The sequence below is a fragment of the Glycomyces arizonensis DSM 44726 genome (assembly GCF_000482705.1).
GTDB classification, from domain to species: Bacteria; Actinomycetota; Actinomycetes; order Mycobacteriales; family Micromonosporaceae; genus Glycomyces; species Glycomyces arizonensis.
The window spans coordinates 253,926-271,281 of the sequence record NZ_KI519474.1 but is presented as its reverse complement, the minus strand read 5'-3'; the positions used below and the strand labels follow the sequence as shown (position 1 = coordinate 271,281).

Annotated in this window: 13 protein-coding genes, 1 tRNA gene and 2 pseudogenes; 11 read left to right on the top strand and 5 right to left on the bottom strand. The window is 69.9% G+C overall.

Annotated features, from left to right (window positions below; translation table 11 throughout):
* Window positions 1–114 precede the first annotated feature (114 nt).
* Together acs and H613_RS0121915 are read left to right on the top strand one after the other, a co-directional pair.
* Window positions 115–2,073: an acetate--CoA ligase gene (gene acs / locus H613_RS0121920; protein WP_026925456.1), complete on the top strand. Its 1,959-nt coding sequence runs from the start codon at window positions 115–117 to the stop codon at window positions 2,071–2,073.
* An 85-nt stretch (window positions 2,074–2,158) separates the two neighbouring features.
* On the top strand, window positions 2,159–3,079 hold the full coding sequence (locus H613_RS0121915; RefSeq protein WP_026925455.1) for an alpha/beta fold hydrolase: 921 nt from the start codon (window positions 2,159–2,161) through the stop codon (window positions 3,077–3,079).
* A 226-nt stretch (window positions 3,080–3,305) separates the two neighbouring features.
* On the opposite strand, the gene H613_RS0121910 is transcribed toward H613_RS0121915, so the two are convergent.
* Window positions 3,306–4,460, bottom strand: coding sequence for an RNA-guided endonuclease InsQ/TnpB family protein (locus H613_RS0121910; RefSeq protein ID WP_026925454.1), 1,155 nt, complete (start codon window positions 4,458–4,460; stop codon window positions 3,306–3,308).
* A 128-nt stretch (window positions 4,461–4,588) separates the two neighbouring features.
* Between H613_RS0121910 and H613_RS28365 the strand changes: the two genes are divergently transcribed.
* Entirely contained in the window at window positions 4,589–5,725 is a 1,137-nt protein-coding gene (locus H613_RS28365; protein WP_035738911.1) for an amidohydrolase, read from the top strand.
* Between the two features lie 182 nt (window positions 5,726–5,907).
* The gene (locus tag H613_RS0121900; protein ID WP_026925453.1) at window positions 5,908–6,204 is read left to right on the top strand and encodes a hypothetical protein; all 297 of its coding nucleotides are present in this window, start codon (window positions 5,908–5,910) and stop codon (window positions 6,202–6,204) included.
* Window positions 6,205–6,393: 189 nt separating this feature from the next.
* On the opposite strand, the gene H613_RS0121890 is transcribed toward H613_RS0121900, so the two are convergent.
* A tRNA-Lys gene (locus H613_RS0121890) sits at window positions 6,394–6,466 on the bottom strand.
* 286 nt (window positions 6,467–6,752) lie between these two features.
* Between H613_RS0121890 and H613_RS0121885 the strand changes: the two genes are divergently transcribed.
* A complete protein-coding gene (locus H613_RS0121885) occupies window positions 6,753–7,490 on the top strand; it encodes a YaaA family protein (RefSeq protein WP_051393678.1) in 738 nt (245 codons plus the stop codon).
* A 50-nt stretch (window positions 7,491–7,540) separates the two neighbouring features.
* Here H613_RS0121885 and H613_RS0121880 read toward each other — a convergent pair whose 3' ends face one another.
* Entirely contained in the window at window positions 7,541–8,035 is a 495-nt protein-coding gene (locus tag H613_RS0121880) for an inorganic diphosphatase (protein ID WP_026925451.1), read from the bottom strand.
* Between the two features lie 56 nt (window positions 8,036–8,091).
* On the opposite strand from H613_RS0121880, the gene dacB reads away from it, so the two are divergent.
* The 3 genes from dacB to tilS all read left to right on the top strand — a co-directional run bounded on the left by dacB (window position 8,092) and on the right by tilS (window position 11,925).
* On the top strand, window positions 8,092–9,516 hold the full coding sequence (gene dacB / locus H613_RS28360; protein WP_084546854.1) for a D-alanyl-D-alanine carboxypeptidase/D-alanyl-D-alanine endopeptidase: 1,425 nt from the start codon (window positions 8,092–8,094) through the stop codon (window positions 9,514–9,516).
* Window positions 9,517–9,860: 344 nt separating this feature from the next.
* Window positions 9,861–10,961, top strand: a complete 1,101-nt coding sequence (locus tag H613_RS0121870; RefSeq protein WP_084546853.1) for a zinc-dependent metalloprotease — start codon at window positions 9,861–9,863, stop codon at window positions 10,959–10,961.
* Complete coding sequence (tilS, locus tag H613_RS0121865; protein WP_026925449.1) at window positions 10,954–11,925, top strand: tRNA lysidine(34) synthetase TilS; 972 nt, start codon at window positions 10,954–10,956, stop codon at window positions 11,923–11,925. The genes H613_RS0121870 and tilS overlap by 8 nt, the downstream gene beginning before the upstream one ends.
* 12 nt (window positions 11,926–11,937) lie before the next feature.
* Here tilS and hpt read toward each other — a convergent pair whose 3' ends face one another.
* On the bottom strand, window positions 11,938–12,576 hold the full coding sequence (gene hpt / locus H613_RS0121860; RefSeq protein WP_084546852.1) for a hypoxanthine phosphoribosyltransferase: 639 nt from the start codon (window positions 12,574–12,576) through the stop codon (window positions 11,938–11,940).
* A gap of 230 nt (window positions 12,577–12,806) precedes the next feature.
* On the opposite strand from hpt, the pseudogene H613_RS32730 reads away from it, so the two are divergent.
* The 3 genes and pseudogenes from H613_RS32730 to folE form a co-directional block, all read left to right on the top strand.
* Window positions 12,807–13,586, top strand: a pseudogene (locus tag H613_RS32730) (ATP-dependent metallopeptidase FtsH/Yme1/Tma family protein); the annotation flags it as partial.
* A gap of 6 nt (window positions 13,587–13,592) precedes the next feature.
* Complete coding sequence (locus tag H613_RS32925) at window positions 13,593–16,139, top strand: AAA family ATPase (RefSeq protein WP_439330256.1); 2,547 nt, start codon at window positions 13,593–13,595, stop codon at window positions 16,137–16,139.
* Window positions 16,140–16,263: 124 nt separating this feature from the next.
* Window positions 16,264–16,902: a GTP cyclohydrolase I FolE gene (folE, locus tag H613_RS0121850; protein WP_026925447.1), complete on the top strand. Its 639-nt coding sequence runs from the start codon at window positions 16,264–16,266 to the stop codon at window positions 16,900–16,902.
* 111 nt (window positions 16,903–17,013) lie between these two features.
* On the opposite strand, the pseudogene H613_RS31550 reads toward folE, so the two are convergent.
* Window positions 17,014–17,356: pseudogene (locus H613_RS31550) on the bottom strand (hypothetical protein); the annotation flags it as partial.

The window sequence follows — 17,356 nt, the reverse complement described above, 5'->3', positions numbered from 1 at the left end:
CGCCTCCCGCTCATCGATGTCCGGAACGTCACCGGTTGTCAAAGTCATGTTTCGCGGTAGTGTAACGGGCAATAGACCTGCCTCACAGTAACGCGCTGTAAGGAGCGAATACCCGTGACAGAAACCCCGCAAGAGACGCTCGCCAACCTCCTGTCGGAGGACCGCACGTTCCCGCCCTCCCCGGAATTCACCCGATCGGCGAACGTCACGGAGTCCGCCTACGACGAGGCCGCCGCCGATCGGCTCGCTTTCTGGGAGACCCAGGCCCGGCGCCTGGACTGGACGAAGGAGTGGGACCAGACCCTCGACTGGTCGAATCCCCCGTTCGCGAAATGGTTCACCGGCGGCGAGCTCAACGTCGCCGTCAACTGCCTCGACCGCCACGTCGAGGCGGGCCTGGGCGATCGGGTGGCGATCCACTTCGAAGGCGAGCCCGGGGACACCCGCACCGTCACCTACGCCGAGATGCTCGACGAGGTCAAGCGCGCCGCGAACGCGCTGACCGACCTCGGCGTCGAGGCGGGCGACCGGGTCGTGATCTACATGCCGATGATCCCCCAGGCGGCCGTGGCGATGCTGGCGTGCGCGCGCATCGGCGCGCCGCACTCGGTGGTCTTCGGCGGCTTCAGCGTGGACGCGCTGTCGAGCCGCATCGAGGACGCCGGGGCGAAGGTGGTCATCACCGCCGACGGCGGGTTCCGCAAGGGCAAGGCCAGCGCGCTCAAGCCCACCGTGGACGCCGCCGCCGAGCGGTGCCCGTCGATCGAGAAGGTCCTGGTCGTGCGCCGCACCGGCGAGGACGTGGAGTGGCACGACCGCGACCTGTGGTGGCACGAGACCGTCGACACCGCCTCGAACGAGCACGAGGCGCGCTCGTTCGACGCCGAGCACCCGCTGTTCATCCTCTACACCTCGGGCACCACCGGCCGCCCGAAGGGCATCCTGCACACCTCCGGCGGCTACCTGACGCAGACGGCGTACACGCACCACGCCGTGTTCGACCTCAAGCCGGAGACCGACGTGTACTGGTGCGCCGCCGACATCGGCTGGGTCACCGGGCACTCCTACGTCGTCTACGGGCCCATGGCGAACGGGGCGACGCAGGTGATGTACGAGGGCACGCCGGACACGCCGCACAAGGGACGGATCTGGGAGATCGTCGAGAAGTACGGGGTCTCGATCCTCTACACCGCGCCGACGGCGATCCGCACGTACATGAAGTGGGGCGACGACATCCCCGACCGGTTCGACCTGTCGAGCCTGCGCGTGCTCGGCAGCGTCGGCGAGCCGATCAACCCCGAGGCGTGGATGTGGTACCGCGAGCACATCGGCCACGACAAGTGCCCCGTCGTGGACACGTGGTGGCAGACCGAGACCGGCGCGATCATGGTCTCGCCGCTGCCGGGCGTCACGGCGACCAAGCCGGGCTCGGCGCAGCGGCCGCTGCCGGGCATCAGCGTGGACGTGGTCGACGACGAGGGCGAGTCGGTGCCGAACGGCGGCGGCGGGTTCCTCACGATCCGCGAGCCGTGGCCGTCGATGCTGCGCACCATCTGGGGCGACGACCAGCGGTTCCTCGACACGTACTGGTCGCGCTTCGCGAACATGTACTTCGCCGGGGACGGCGCCAAGCGCGACGACGACGGCGACATCTGGCTGCTGGGCCGCGTCGACGACGTCATGCTCGTCTCGGGCCACAACATCTCGACCACGGAGGTCGAGTCGGCGCTGGTCAGCCACGACACGGTGGCCGAGGCCGCGGTCGTGGGCGCGACGGACCCGCTCACCGGGCAGGGCATCGTCGCGTTCGTGATCCTGCGCGGGGCCACCGAGTCGAGCCCCGAGCACCTGGCCGAACTGCGCGGCCACGTCGCGAGCACGCTGGGCCCGATCGCGAAGCCGCGGCAGGTCATGGTGGTCTCGGAGCTGCCGAAGACCCGCTCGGGCAAGATCATGCGGCGGCTCCTGCGCGACATCGCCGAGGACCGCAAGCTCGGCGACGTGACGACGCTCCAGGACAGCTCCGTCATGGCGCGCATCAAAGAGGGGCTCCAGGCCCGCTCGGAGGACTGACGATCCGCATCGGACGGCGGCGCGGCACGGGCCGCACCGCCGTCCGGCGTCGCCGCCGCGGTTCGCGACCTCGTACGCTTTGGGCGTGAACCGCAGGAACTTCGCCGACAGCGCCGCGATCAAACAGGGACCGTGGACCCACCGGCACATCGACGCCAACGGCTCGCGATTCCACATCGCCGAGGCCGGAGAGGGCCCCCTGATTCTCCTGCTGCACGGCTTCCCCGAGTTCTGGTGGGCCTGGCGCCACCAGATCCCGGCGCTCGCCGACGCGGGCTTCCGCGTCGTGGCCGCCGACCTGCGCGGCTACGGCGCCTCGGACAAGCCGCCGCGCGGCTACGACGCCTACACGATGGCCGCCGACGTCGTCGGGCTCGTCCGGGCGCTCGGCGAGCGGGACGCGACCGTCGTGGGCCACGACCTCGGCGGCATCCTCGGCTTCGCCGCCGCCGCGTTCCACCCGCAGCAGTTCCGCTCCCTCGTCGTCGTCGGCGCGGCGCATCCGCTGCGCCAGCGGGCGGCGCTCGCGGTCGACCCCAAGGGGCAGCTGTCGGCGTCCAAGCACCTGTTCGCCTTCCAGATGCCGCGCTACGAGCACAAGCTGACCGCGTGGGACGCGCGGAAGGTCGCCGACCTCATGTACTGGTGGTCGGGGCCGCGGTGGCGCGGGACGAACGACTTCCAGGCATACGTGCGGGCGTGCCGGGACGTCATCCAGATCCCGCAGGCGGCGTTCTGCGCGCTGGAGGCGTTCCGGTGGCCGTTCCGCACGGCGATGGGCCTGGCAGGGCGGCGGTTCGTGAAGCTGCTCCAGCGGCCGACGCCGGTGCCGACGCTGCAACTGCACGGCGCGATGGACACCTGCGTGCTGCCGCGCACCGCGCAGGGCTCGGGCCGGTACATCCACGGCCGCTACGAGTGGAAGCTGATGGACGACATCGGGCACTTCCCGCAGCAGGAGGCGGCCGAGACGGTCACGAAGGAGATCATCCGCTGGGCGGACTGAGTGGGCCCGTCCACGAACACTCGGGGGCCGCTAGCCGGTCGGCCGGTTGGCAGGGCAGGATGGGGCGGACCGACTACCGGAAGGCGATTCCTTGACATCCTTCACCCGCTTGAAGGCGGGGGATTCCCGGCTTGCGGGCCGCATTGGGCGGGCCGTCTACGGGTGGGTTCCTGGTTCGACGGGCCGTGCCGGGTCTCCCCGGTCTTACCGGCTCTCCGCAGGCGTTTCAGGTGTCCGCGTGTCCCGCGGCCACCAGGCGCTTGCCTTCGCGCCTGATATTGATCTCGGCGTTCGCATCCCGGTCATGGCGCGTCCCGCACCCGCACACCCATTGACGGATGGACAGGCCGTCCAGCCCCTTGGGCCCGGTGAGCGCCCCGCACGCCGAGCACAGCCGGGTGGAGGGAAAGTACCGGTCCACCCGGACGAAGGTGCGCCCGGCCCTGGCGGCTTTGGATTCGAGCCGGGACAGGAATATCCCGAACGCGGCATCCTGGACGCTCTTGGCGGCCCGGCCGCGACTGAGCCCGCGAACGTTGAGGTCTTCGACATAGATGCCTTGGTTCTCGGCAACGATCATCGCGACCTGCTGGTTCACCCAGTCGGATCGGGTGTGCTTGATCTTTTCGTGGATCTTCCCGACCCGGATGCGGGCCTTGGCCCGGTTGTTCGATCCTTTCCGTTTGCGCGACAGGGCGCGCTGGGCCTTCTTCAGCTTGCGTTCCATCTGGCGGAAGAACTTCGGCGACTCGATCACCTTGCCCCCGCGCAGCACCGCGAACGACTTGAGACCCAGGTCGATCCCGGTCTCCGCGTCGGGGTCGTCGAGCGGCTCGAGCAGGTCGGCATCGTCCTCGACCGCGATGACGAACGAGGCGTAGTACTTCCCGGTCACGGTCTTGACGACCGTCACCGAGGACGGCTCGGCGGGCAGTTCCCTCGACCAGGTCACCTTGAGGTCGCCGACTTTCGCCACGTACAGGCGCCCGTCCTCCTTGAGGCGGAACCCACGCCGGGTGTACTCGGCCGTCTGCGTGCCCGAGCGGCGCTTGAACCGGGGTGGACCTATACGCGGCCCGGTCCGCTTGCCTTTGAGCGAGTCGAAGAAGTTCCGGTACGCCCGGTCGCAGTGCCGCAGGGCCTGCTGCAGCGGCACCACCGACACCTCGCCGAGCCAGGCCCGCCCCGGGGTGCGCTTCGCGTCGGTGATCAGGGACTTGGCGAGCGCGACAGCAGAAGGGTACTTCGCTCCAGTCTCGTGCGCGGCCTTGCGCGCGGCCACGGCGTCGTTGTAGACCGTCCGAACACACCCGAACGTCCGCGCCAGCGATTGCCGCTGAGGGCGGGTCGGATAGACCCGAAAGGAATACCGAAGATGCACGCCAGCGACCGTACCGGCCGAGTACGACACTCGACCGGCTCCCAATCCCGCTTCGTGGGACCACCAGCAGACAACCACGCGCGACTCATCCCCACCTCGAAGGACGAGGTCTCCACGTGGAGAGACCGATGACTCAGGCCTCATTCGCCCTGCGCGGTGCGACCATCCTGCCCGTCACCGCGGGACCCATCGAGCACGGCACCATCGTCGTCGAGAACGGCCGCATCAGCGCCGTCGGCGGACCCGACCTGCCGGTGCCGGACGGCGTCGCCGTCACCGACGCCGCGGGCAAGTGGATCGTCCCCGGGCTGGTCGACGCCCACACCCACCTCGGCGTCCACGAGGTCGCCGAGGGCTGGGCGGGGAACGACACCAACGAGATGACCGACCCCAACACCGCGTACGTGCGGGCGCTGGACGGCATCAACCCCGCCGAGCCCGGCTTCGCCGAGGCGCTCCAGGGCGGCGTGCTCGCCGTGTGCATCAACCCCGGCTCGGGCAACGTCATCGGCGGCGAGACCGTCGCGGTCAAGACCGTGGGACGCTACGTCGACGAGATGGTGCTGCGCTCCCCCGCCGGGGTGAAGTCCGCGCTCGGCGAGAACCCGAAGCGGGTCTACGGCGAGCAGAAGAAGACCCCGTCGACGCGCCTGGGCACCGCGGGGGTGCTGCGGCAGGCGTTCGTCGAGGCCGAGAACTACCGGGGTGCCGAGAGCCCCGACCGGAACCTCACGCTCGAGACGCTCACGAAGGTGCTCAACCGGGAGATCCCGTGGCGCCAGCACTGCCACCGGGCCGACGACATCGCCACGGCGCTGCGCGTGGCCGAGGAGTTCGGCTACGACCTGGTGCTCGACCACGGCACCGAGGCGCACCTGCTGGCGGACGTGATCGCCGAGCGCGGCGTGCCGGTGATCTTCGGGCCGCTGCTGTGCAGCCGCAGCAAGGTCGAGACGGTGAACCGCTTCCCGGCCAACGCAGTGACGCTCGCCGAGGCGGGCGTGACGCTGGCGATCGCCACCGACCACCCGGTGGTGCCGATCGAGCACCTGATCGTCCAGGCGATGCTGTGCGTCAAGGAGGGCCTGGACAGGGACACGGCGCTGCGGGCCGTGACGATCAACCCGGCGAAGATCATGGGCGTCGACGACCGGATCGGCTCCCTCGAAGCGGGCAAGGACGCCGACTTCTGCGTCTGGTCCGGCGACCCGCTCGACTTCTACTCCAAGGTCGAACAGGCCTACATCGACGGCCGCCCCGTCTGAGAAGCAGCCGGGAGCCGAAACGGCTCCCGGCTGTCATCGAGCTCGGGCGGCTCGACGCCCGAGCGGGGTCCGCCAGGCGCGCTTGCGCGCCCTCGAGCCTTTAGGGAAAGTTCGGACACGCGCGGGTCCGCCCCAGGTCAACGACATGGTGGGGCCGTGGTGCTGCGCGTACAACCCGTGTCATGGCCTACGAGATGGACACGATCGAAATCGAGCTTGAAGCGCTGCCCGCCGAGCTTCAGGCCGCCATCCGAGCGGCCATCGACGAGGGGGCCCGAACCGCCGTCGTCGTCGACGGCAGGCGCGTCGCCGGCATCGTCCCGGTCGATGAGGTCGAGATGCTCGAACGGCATGAGGACGAATACTTCGCCGAACGCGCCGAGGAATCCCATGCGGCGAACGGCGACCGTCCGGGCAAGCCATTGATGCAGGTCCTGGCCGAGATCGACGCCCAGGAATACGGCAAGGCCACCGCGTGAGCGAGCAGCACTACCGCGTCACCCTCGACTCCGACGCCGAGAAGCAGTTCAGCAAACTCGACAAGCCCATGCAGCGGCGCATCACCATCGCGCTCGTGAAGCTCGAAGCCGACCCGCGTCCCAGCGGAGTCAAGAAGCTCAAGGGCCGCAAGGGTCTCCCTTGTGGCCTGTTCTGCTTGGTAAGAGCTGTGGGCCCCCCGGGACTCGAACCCGGAACCTGCGGATTAAAAGTCCGTAGCTCTGCCAATTGAGCTAGAGGCCCTTCCGCGGCGAGAATACCGTATCAGGGTGTGCCCGGCGTGTGAGGCGGGGCGGGGATGGCGTGGGGCACGCGGTTGTCGGGAGCCGGTGGCATGCTGAGGGTGGAACGTGGGCGGCGCGGCGGCGTGCTGCGGAGGTGCCGCCGCCGCGCCTATTCGATTCGCGTCACACGTGGTCCTCGGTGGGATTTGAACCCGCTCCCGCTTGATCGAACACATGTACTATAGACCATTCGCGCGTCGCTGTGAACCCGGGAGCCCGAGCCGGTAGACTCGCCTGCTGTGCTTATGCTGCTGCCGCCGTCGGAAGGGAAGGCCCGTCAAGGCGACGGACCCGCCCTCGACCTCGGGCGACTCTCCTCGCCGGCGCTGAATCCCACCCGCGAACTCCTCGTCGACCGCCTCATCGAGCTCTGCGCCGATGAGGACACCGCCGCCGAGGCCCTCAAGCTCACTGCGCGCCAAAGGCACTGCGTCAAGCAGAACCGCGAGCTGCGCACCGCCCCCACCCTCGCCGCCTGGGAGCTCTACACCGGCGTCCTCTACGAGCGCCTCGGCCTCGGCGACCTGCCCGACGGGAACCAGGTGCTCATCGCCTCGCCGCTGTGGGGCCTGCTGCGGCCCTCCGACCGCGTCCCGCCGTACCGGATGCCCATGTCGGCGCAGCTGCCCGGCGTCGACCGGCTCGCGAAGGCCTGGCGGCCCGCCGTCGCCGAGGTCCTCGGCGCGCGCGACGAGCTCATCGTCGACATGCGCTCGGGCGCCTACACGCAGGTGTGGGGCCCGAAGGGCCGCGGCGTCTCGGTCCGCGTGTTCAAAGAGGACGAGGCGGGCAGGCGCAGCGTCGTCACCCACATGGCCAAGGCGACCAGAGGCGAGGTCGCCCACGCGCTGCTCGCCAGCAGCGCGCAGCCGACCACCCCGGCCGAGCTGGGCGACTTCCTCGCCTCGCACGGCTGGAAGGTCGAGCTGTCCGAGCCCGCGACGCGGTCCAAGCCGTGGCTGCTGGACGTCGTCGGCGTTTAGGAGGTACACGAAACGGCCTGAGCATGCGCCCAGGCCGTCCGGCGTGTCGTCTAGTGGTCGTAGTACCCGGCGTCCTTGGCTCGCTCGAACGAGCGGCGGACCTCCTCCTCGGCCTCGGCGCGGCCGGTCCAGGTGGCGCCCTCGACGCTCTTGCCAGGCTCCAAGTCCTTGTAGACCGTGAAGAAGTGCTGGATCTCCAGGCGGTCGAACTCGGGCACGTCGGTGATGTCCTTGAACTTGTCCTTGCGCGGGTCCTCAGCCGGGACGCACAGGACCTTGTCGTCCACGCCCTTCTCGTCCCGCATGCGGAACATGCCGATCGCCCGGGCGCGGATGACGCAGCCGGGGAAGGTCGGCTCGACCATCACCAGGGCGTCCAGCGGGTCGCCGTCCTGCCCGAGCGTGTCGTCGATGAAGCCGTAGTCGGCCGGGTAGACCGTCGCGGTGAACAATGTCCGGTCCAGGCGGATCCGTCCGGTCTTGTGGTCGATTTCGTACTTGTTGGCGCTCCCTTTCGGGATCTCCACCGTCACGTCGAACTCCATCGGCCGACTCTCCTCCAGGCGTTATTCGGGTGCTCTTGATGGCCTAGTCTCTGTGCATGGCCCGCAGTGACAACGCCGACCCCGAGGTCGCGAGTGCTACACCACAGGGACGACCTGAGGGTTCACCCGCAGATGCCCGGCGCAAACGCCGCAGGACCGCACTGGTGCGGGGCTTCGGGATCTTCGCCGCAATAGTCATAGTGGCCGCCGCGGCGGGGCTGGTGTGGCAGATCAGCGCGGTGGCGGTGCCGCGGACGGGGACGTTCACGCCACCGGAGGCCTACCCGCCGGACGAGCCCGCCGAGGTCCTGGCCGCCGCTGACCGGGACGCCCCGGTCCCGGACCTGACCTCGGTGCTGCCCGAGCTTTTGGCCGATCCGCGGTTCGCCTCGGACCTGTCGGCGGTGTTCGCCGACGCGTTCACCGGCGAGGTCCTCTTCGAGCAGGACGGCGCGAAGCCGTTGACGCCCGCCTCGTCGATGAAGACGGTGACGGCCGTCTCGGCGCTGACGCACCTGGGCGCGGAGTACCGCATCCCGACGACGGTGGTCGAGGGCCCCGACGAGGACTCGGTGGTGCTCGTGGGCGGCGGCGACGTGGCCCTGACCGTCGACGGGGAGGGCTACTACGGGAAGGGCGCGAGCCTGACCGAGCTGGCCGAGGCGGTCCTGGAGGCCCGCGGCGGCGACGCGCCGAGCACGGTCTACCTGGACACGAGCCTGTTCGCCGACACGGTCAACGCCCCAGCCGTGCCGATGTCGGACCTGGACCTCTACACCGCTCCGGCCGCGCCGCTGATGATCGACGGGGGCCGGATCGACGCCTCGACGCACTACACGCCGCACCACGAGGACCCGGCGATGGCGGCCGCGACGGTGTTCGCGGACCTGCTCGGGGCCGACACGGTCACCGAAGGGGTGGCCGCGGACGGCGCGGAGGAGCTGGCGGCGGTCTACTCGGAGCCGCTCGCCTCGCTGGTGGACTTCTTCATCCTGACCTCGGACAACGAGCTGGCGGACGCGGTGGCGTTCCAGACGGCGCTGGCCGTGGAGGGCGAGATGACGTGGGCCGCGATCGGGAAGGCCCACATGGCGACGCTGGAGTCGCTGGGGGTGGACACGACGGGGCTGGTCCTCAACGACGGCTCGGGGATGTCGCCCGCGGACCGGATCACGGCGAACGCGTTCACGCAGATGCTGACGGCGGCGGTGTCCACGCCCGCCAGTTCGCTGTTCGAGGCGCTGCCGGTGGCGGGCTGGTCGGGGTCGCTGGAGGACCACTTCACGACGGCCGCGGAGGGCGAGGGCTCGGTGCGGGCGAAGACCGGGACGCTGACGGGCGTGTCGTCGCTGACCGGGACGGTGATGACCGACGACGGGCGGCTGGTCGTGTTCTCGATCATCAGCAACGGGGGTTCGAGCGGGGGCGTGAAGGACGCGATGGACGAGGTGACCACCGCGGTCTCGCTGTGCGGATGCTGAGCGGGCCGGGCGCGGCGGCACATCTGGCGCCAGGTGTCGTTGACGGTGGCGCAGCCTTCGGTCGGGACGGTCACGGTGCGGTTGGCGCCGGAGGTGGCGACCGTGCTCGCGTATTCGGCGCGGGTGTCGAGGCGCAAGTCGAGCGTTCTGCGGGGCAGGTCAGGGAACGCGGTCAATCCTTCCGGGATTGGCCGCGTTCAGAACCTGCCGCGCGTCTGATCGTCGCGATGGTCCATGAGTTCAGGGAGCGGTCATCCGCCGCCGCGCGTTCGGCCAGAACGACCGGATCGGGCGGTTCGCCGATGAGAGTGGCGAGCCGACTGCACTCTGGCTAGGCTGGACCGATGGCACCGCCCGTGAGCAATCCGATGCTGCCGTCCATCGACTGGCGCACCGCGGCCTCGTGCTCACGCGCCTTCATCCGCGGCGGCCCCCGCATGAGCCCCGAAGGCGCCCTCGACGTCGTCGCCGACCTCCACCGCCACGCGCGCACCGCCACCGAGCTCGTCGCCGACTACACCGGACTCACCCCCGCCGTCGAAGCGCCGATCGACGTCGTCGACCGCGTCCGCTGGAGCCACGTCAACATCGCCGGACTGCGGCGCCTGCTGCACCAGCTCGGCGCCGCCGAGACCGACGCCGACCCCGCGCGTCAGATGGGCGCCGCCGCGAAGGTCACCGGCGTCCAGGCCGGAGCCGTCCTCGCGTTTCTGTCCTCCCGCGTCCTCGGCCAGTTCGAGACGTTCTCCACCGACTCCGGCCGCCTCCTGTTCGTCGCCCCCAACATCGTCGAGGTCGAACGGCGCCTGCGCCTGCCCTCGCGCGAGTTCCGGCTGTGGATCGCCGTCCACGAATCCGCGCACCTCATGCAGTTCACCGCCGTGCCGTGGATGCGGGACCACTTCCACGGCCTCATCCGCACCTTCTTCGACGCCGCCGAACCCGAGGAGTCCTCCGCCTCCCAGTTCGGGCGGGCCGTGCGGCGGGCCCTGAGTGCCGCCCGCGACGAGCCCGCGAGCGAGGACGACATGGCCGGAGTGGACGTCATGGAGGCCATGACCAGCCCCGAGCAGCGCGAGGCGATCGCGGGCATCCAGGCGCTCATGACGCTCCTCGAAGGCCACGCCGAGTCCGTCATGGACGGCGTCGGCCGCGGCCACATCGAGCACGTGGCGCTGCTGCGCCGCCGCTTCGACCGCCGCCGGGCCCACCCCGGCACGCTCCAGCGGTTCCTGCGCCAGCTGCTGGGCCTGGACGCCAAGATGCGGCAGTACGCGGCCGGGCGGCGCTTCGTCGACCACGTCGTCGCCGAACACGGCGTGACCGGGTTCAGCCGCGTCTGGGACAGCCCGCAGCACCTCCCCACCGAAGCCGAGATCGAGCACCCCGAGACGTGGATCGCGCGCGTCCTGGACGCCCCGACCGCGACCATCGGGCATGGCTAGGCTGCCGGACCCGGTCGCGCGCCTGCGCGTCGCCGTCCGCGACGCCCTGGCCGACCTCCCCCGCGGCTCGCTCGTGCTCGCCGCCTGCTCCGGCGGCCCCGACTCGCTGGCCTTGGCCGACACACTCGCCTTCTGCGCCCCGCGCGCGGGCCTGCGCGCCGGGCTCATCAGCGTCGACCACGGCCTCCAGGACGGCTCGGCCGAACGCGCCGCCGACGTCGCCGCATGGGGCCTCGGCATCGGCCTCGACCCGTCCGAGGCGGCGACGGTGCGGGTCCTGGGCTCGGGCGGGCCGGAGGCGGCGGCCCGGGAGGCGCGATACGCGGCACTGGACTGGGCGGCCGAGCGGCACGGGGCCCGCGCGGTCCTGCTCGGCCACACCCGCGACGACCAGGCCGAGACGGTCCTGCTCGCGCTCACGCGCGGGGCCGGGCCGCGGGGCATCGCCGGGATGCGGGCCGTGCGCGGGCGCTACCGGAGGCCGCTGCTCGACATCGCCAGGGACGACACGCGCGCGGCGTGCGAGGCGCGCGGCCTCAAGCCGTGGGACGACCCGCACAACACCGACCCGCGGTTCCGCCGCTCGGCGCTGCGGCAGGCCATGGGGGTCCTGACCGGGACGCTCGGGGACGACATCGTGGCGAACCTGGCGCGCACCGCCGCGCTCGTGGCCGCCGACACGGACTTGCTCGACGCCGAGGCCGAGGGGGCGTACGGCGGCTGCGTCGAGGACGGGTCGCTCAGCGTCGAGCGGCTCGCGGCACTGCCCGCGCCGATCCGCCAGCGCGTCGTGCGGGCATGGATTTTTCAGCTGGGAGTGAACGGCGCCGATCTCAACCACCGCCACCTCGACGCCCTGGAGGCGCTCGTCACGGCATGGCACGGCCAGGGGCCGACGTTCCTGCCCGGCGGCGTCGCCGTCCGCCGCCACCGCGGCGCGATCACCGCCGAGCGACCCAGCTGACCAGGGGTGGGGCTACGGCTTCTGGTAGACCGACGGCTTGAGCACGCCGATGAACGGCAGCTCGCGGTAGCGCTCGGCGTAGTCGAGGCCGTAGCCGACGACGAACTCGTTGGGGATGTCGAAGCCCAGGTAGGAGACCGGTATGTCGGCGCGCTGCATGCCCGGCTTGCGGAGCATGGCCACCACCCGCACCGAGGCGGGGTTCAGCCCTTCGAGGTACTTGAGCAGCCACGACAGCGTCAGGCCCGAGTCGATGATGTCCTCGACGACGACGATGTGCTTGCCGGTCACGTCCGAGTCGATGTCCTTGAGGATCCGCACCGTGCCCGAGGAGCTCGCCGAGTTCCCGTAGGACGACAGGGCCATGAACTCCATCTTCACCGGGACGGTGAGCGCCCTGGCGAAGTCGGCCATGAACATGACCGCGCCCTTGAACACGCCCACGAGCAGCAGCTCGTCGCCGGTTTCCGAGGCGCTGTCGGCGAAGTCGCGCGAGACCTGATCGGCCAGTTCGCCGACCTTGGCGCGGATCTCGCCTTCGGTGATGATGGTGCGCTCGATCTCCTCGGCGTACCACGAGTCCGGGTCGAACACGGCGTCCTGCGCTGCTGGGGACGGCACTGATGCTGGGCTGGCTAGCTCCGACGTCATGCCTCAAGGGTGCCACCCGACGCGCGACGCCGCTGGCTTGGGTGGGCGAGGTCAACCCGAGCGTGGTAGGAATTACGATCACAATGAGCGGCGGCCCAGGGTAGCTGAACGACCGATTCAGGCCCGTGCCGTGTACTTTCGAATTATCAGCGGCTCGGCGGCGGTTTCATCCACACATCTGCCGGGTCCGGCGGCGTTGCGAGCCAGAGCCCTGGCGAGCGGCGTCACAGATGCGAGATCGCGACGAACGCAGGAGGAAGCGAGTGGTCGACGCCGGGAAGCCCACACCTGAGCGGAAGCGGTTTTTCCGGAGGCCGTTGGTCTGGATCCTGCTCATCGCAGTGATCGCCGTCCTGATCGGCACGTTCTTCTCCGGCGGCTCCGACTACGACGAGGCCACCACTTCCGAGGTCCTCGACCACATCAGCGCCGGTGAGGTCAAAGAGGCGAACATCCTCGACAAGGAGCAGCTGATCCAGGTCGAGCTGGACGACGGCAGCATGAAGGAGGCCTACGTCCCCGCCGGGATGACCGAGACGGTGGCGCAGAGCCTCGAAGAGGGCAATGTCGACTTCGACACCGAGGTCAACGAGACCTCGATGTTCGTGTCGGTCCTGCTGAGCCTCCTCCCGATCGTCCTCATCGTCCTGCTGCTGCTGTTCTTCATGTCACAGATGCAGGGCGGCGGCTCGCGCGTCCTCAACTTCGGCAAGTCCAAGGCCAAGATGGTCTCCAAGGACACCCCGAAGACCACATTCGACGACGTGGCCGGCTCCGACGAGGCCGTCGAGGAGCTCCGCGAGATCAAGGACTTCCTCGAAGACCCCAAGAAGTACCAGGAGCTCGGCGCCAAGATCCCCAAGGGCGTCCTGCTGTTCGGCCCTCCCGGCACCGGCAAGACGCTGCTGGCCCGCGCCGTCGCGGGCGAGGCCGGGGTGCCGTTCTACTCCATCTCCGGCTCCGACTTCGTGGAGATGTTCGTCGGTGTCGGCGCCTCGGTCACCGGGGACACTCCCGTGCTGATCCGGGACGACGCCGGTACGCGCCTGGTGCCGATCGGCGAGTACGTCGACCAGTACTACGAGGGTGACGCCGAGGGCCATGTGAAGCATGTGGCCGGAGTCGAGACGCTCGGCTACGAGCCCAAGACCAGCGCCTTCCGAGGCAAGACCACCGGTTTCGCCCGTTCGAAATGGTCCGACGTCGGTGCGGTCTACCGCCACAAGGTCGACGAGATCTACGAGATCGAGTACCTCGGCGGCACGATCCGCACCACCGGCGACCACTCGGTGTTCGTGCGCCGCCGCGGCGGTGTCAAGGCCGTCGAGGCCCGCGAGCTCAAGGTCGGCGACGTGCTCGTGGACCTGCCTTACAAGACCCGCGGACAGTACGTGCCGGGCGAGGGCACCGAGCACCACGTGCGCGCCCACGAGTTCGGCGAGATCGACGAGGCGCTGGTCCTGCCCCTCGACGAGGTCGACTTCGAGACCGAATGGAAGTACTCGCTCGCGATGGCCAAGGCCGGGGCCTCCAGCCAAGCGGCGATCGCCGCGGAGACCGGTGTCAGTCAGATGACGGTCTCCAACTGGCAGTCCGGCAAGCACCTGCCCCGGGAGGTCTCCGACCGGCTCGCGACCACCGAGGTCCCCGACGAGGTCGAACTCACGCTCGGCCTTGCCAAGCTGTGGGGCTACTACACCGCTGAGGGCCGGGCCAACGGCTCGGTGGACTTCACCTTCGGCTCGCACGAACACGACCTGATCGCCGACTGCGCCGCCCTGCTGCGCGAGGCGTTCGGCGTCGAGCCCGTCCTCGAACCGACCAAGGACAACTCCACCCGGGTAAAGGTCTACTCCGCCCGTGTCGGGCGGTTCTTCGAACGGCACTGCGGCAACGGCAGCGGCGGCAAGCACGTGCCCGAGCTGCTGTGGACGCTGCCGCGCGAGCACTTCCTCGCCTACTTCGACGGCTACCGGGCCGGCGATGGCTGGGAGTCGCCCACCGGCACGATCGAGATCACCTCGGTGAGCGCTCAGCTCATCAGGGAACTCGCCTGGCTGTGCTCGATGCACGGCATCCCGGTCTCCACCCGCTCGGGCACGCACGAGGCCGGTCGCGTCATCAAGGAGCGGCCGCTCCCAGAGACGACCTACTGGCGCCTCAAGATCGGTTCCACCGCCAACCCGTACACCGGAAACGGCTCGACGCAGAAGAAGCGTCCGCGCATCACCAAGATCGCCCGCAAAGACTACGACGGTTTCGTCTACGACCTGTGCGGCTGTGACAACGAGGCGTTCTTCGGCGGTGAGAAGCCGCTGCTGCTGCACAACAGCCGCGTGCGGGACCTGTTCACGCAGGCCAAGGAGAACGCCCCGGCGATCGTGTTCGTCGACGAGATCGACGCCGTCGGGCGCCACAGGGGCGCGGGCATGGGCGGCGGCCACGACGAGCGCGAGCAGACGCTCAACCAGCTCCTGGTCGAGATGGACGGCTTCGACACGCGCGGCGGCGTCATCCTCATCGCCGCGACGAACCGCCCCGACATCCTCGACCCGGCGCTGCTGCGCCCGGGCCGCTTCGACCGCCAGATCCCCGTCGACGCCCCCGACAAGGACGGGCGCACCGCGATCCTGTCGGTGCACGCCAAGGGCAAGCCGTTCGTCCCCGACGTCGAGTTCGAGACGATCGCCCGCCGCACGCCCGGCTTCTCCGGCGCCGACCTCGAGAACGTCATCAACGAGGCCGCGCTCCTGACCGCCCGCCGGGGCGAGAAGGCCATCTCGAACAACGCGCTCGAGGAGGCCATCGACCGCGTCATCGCCGGGCCCGAGCGCAAGGGCCGGGTCATGGGCGAGGAGGAGAAGAAGATGACCGCCTACCACGAGGGCGGGCACGCCCTGGTGGCGTGGGCGCTGCCGCACGCGGCCCCGGTGCACAAGCTGACGATCCTGCCGCGCGGGCGCAGCCTCGGGCACACGCTGGTGCTGCCGACCGAGGACAAGTACTCGCAGTCGCGCTCGGAGATGATCGACACCCTCGCGTACGCCCTGGGCGGGCGCGCCGCCGAGGAGCTGGTCTACCACGACCCGACCACGGGCGCGCAGAACGACATCGAGAAGGCCACGAAGGTGGCCCGCGCGATGGTCACCGAGTACGGCATGTCCGCCAAGCTCGGCGCGGTCAAGTACGGCTCGGCCGATTCGGAGCCGTTCCTGGGCAAGGAGTACGGCCACGCGAGGGACTACTCCGACGAGATCGCCGCGACGATCGACTCCGAGGTCAGGGCCCTGATCGAGATCGCCCACGACGAGGCGTACACGATCCTCACCGAGTACCGGGACGTGTTGGACCGGATGGTCGTGGAGCTGCTCGAGAAGGAGACGCTCACGCAGGAGGACCTGTCGCGGATCGCCGAGCGCGTGGAGAAGCGCCCGCCGATGTCGCCGTTCAACGGGACGTCGAGCCGCAGGCCCTCGGGCAAGCCGCCGGTGTCGTCGCCGAACGGCTCCCGGCCGCAGACCGTCATCGACCCGACCGGGGAAATCGAGCAGCCCTCCTCTTGAGCGTGAGGAAGGCCACTGCCGGCGTGGGGCGGTCCTCACAGGCGCTCCCGGATGTCGGTCCCGGCTCGTAGGCTCGTGTCCCATGGAACCGAAGCAGTCCGAGTCGGCATCGTAGGCTTGTGCGATGGCTGAACTCGACACTCTGGCCGCCCGTCTGCTCGACGGCCGCATCAACGGCAGTCCCGTCGAGGACGCGGTGGACCTGCCTCGCATCGAGGCCGCCGTCCGCGAGATCCTCCTCGCGGTCGGCGAGGACCCCGACCGGGAAGGCCTCAAGGAGACGCCGCGGCGCGTGGCGCGCGCGTACGCCGAGCTGTTCGCCGGGCTCCGGGTGGACCCCGGCGAAGTGCTGAAGACCGGGTTCGACGAGGACCACAACGAGCTGGTCCTGGTGCGGGACATCGAGGTGCAGTCGTTCTGCGAACACCACCTGCTGCCGTTCACCGGGGTCGCGCACGTGGGTTACATCCCCGGCTCGGCGGGCCGGGTGGCCGGGCTGTCGAAGCTGGCGCGGCTGGTCGAGGTCTACTCCAGGCGCCCGCAGGTGCAGGAGCGGCTGACGAGCCAGATCGCCGACCAGCTGTACGAGTCGCTGGAGGCCAGCGGCGTCATCGTCGTCGTCGAGTGCGAGCACACGTGCATGTCGATGCGGGGCATCCGCAAGCAGGGATCGACGACGGTCACCTCCGCGGTGCGGGGCATCCTCCAGTCCGACGCCAGGACGAGGGCCGAGGCGATGGCGCTGATGCGCGGCACCGGCTGAGGGCTCCCTGAGCGTGACGAAAGGCCGGATGCTCGGCGCATCCGGCCTTCGCCTTCTCGGTGCTTCCGCGAATCCCAGGGCTCGTCGCGCCCGACCACCGGGCGCGCGGTGCTAGAGGACCTCGCCGGTGGAGGACTGGAAGTTGCCCTCGGTGCCCGCGGGGGCGTCCTCGGAGCCGGGGTTCGGGTTGTAGGTCTCGGGCGTGGTCTCGACCTGGTCGAGGTAGCCGTCGCCGTTGGTGTCGGTCATGACGGTGTTGGCGTAGCCGTCGCCGTCCGAGTCGATGCTGACCTCGTCGACGAAGCCGTCGGCGTTGGTGTCGGCGATGTAGGTGTCGGTGTAGCCGTCGCCGTCGGTGTCGGAGGCGACCGAGTCGATGTAGCCGTCGGCGTTGGTGTCGGAGCTGACCTGGTCGACGACGCCGTCGCCGGAGGTGTCCGAGGCGATCTGGTCG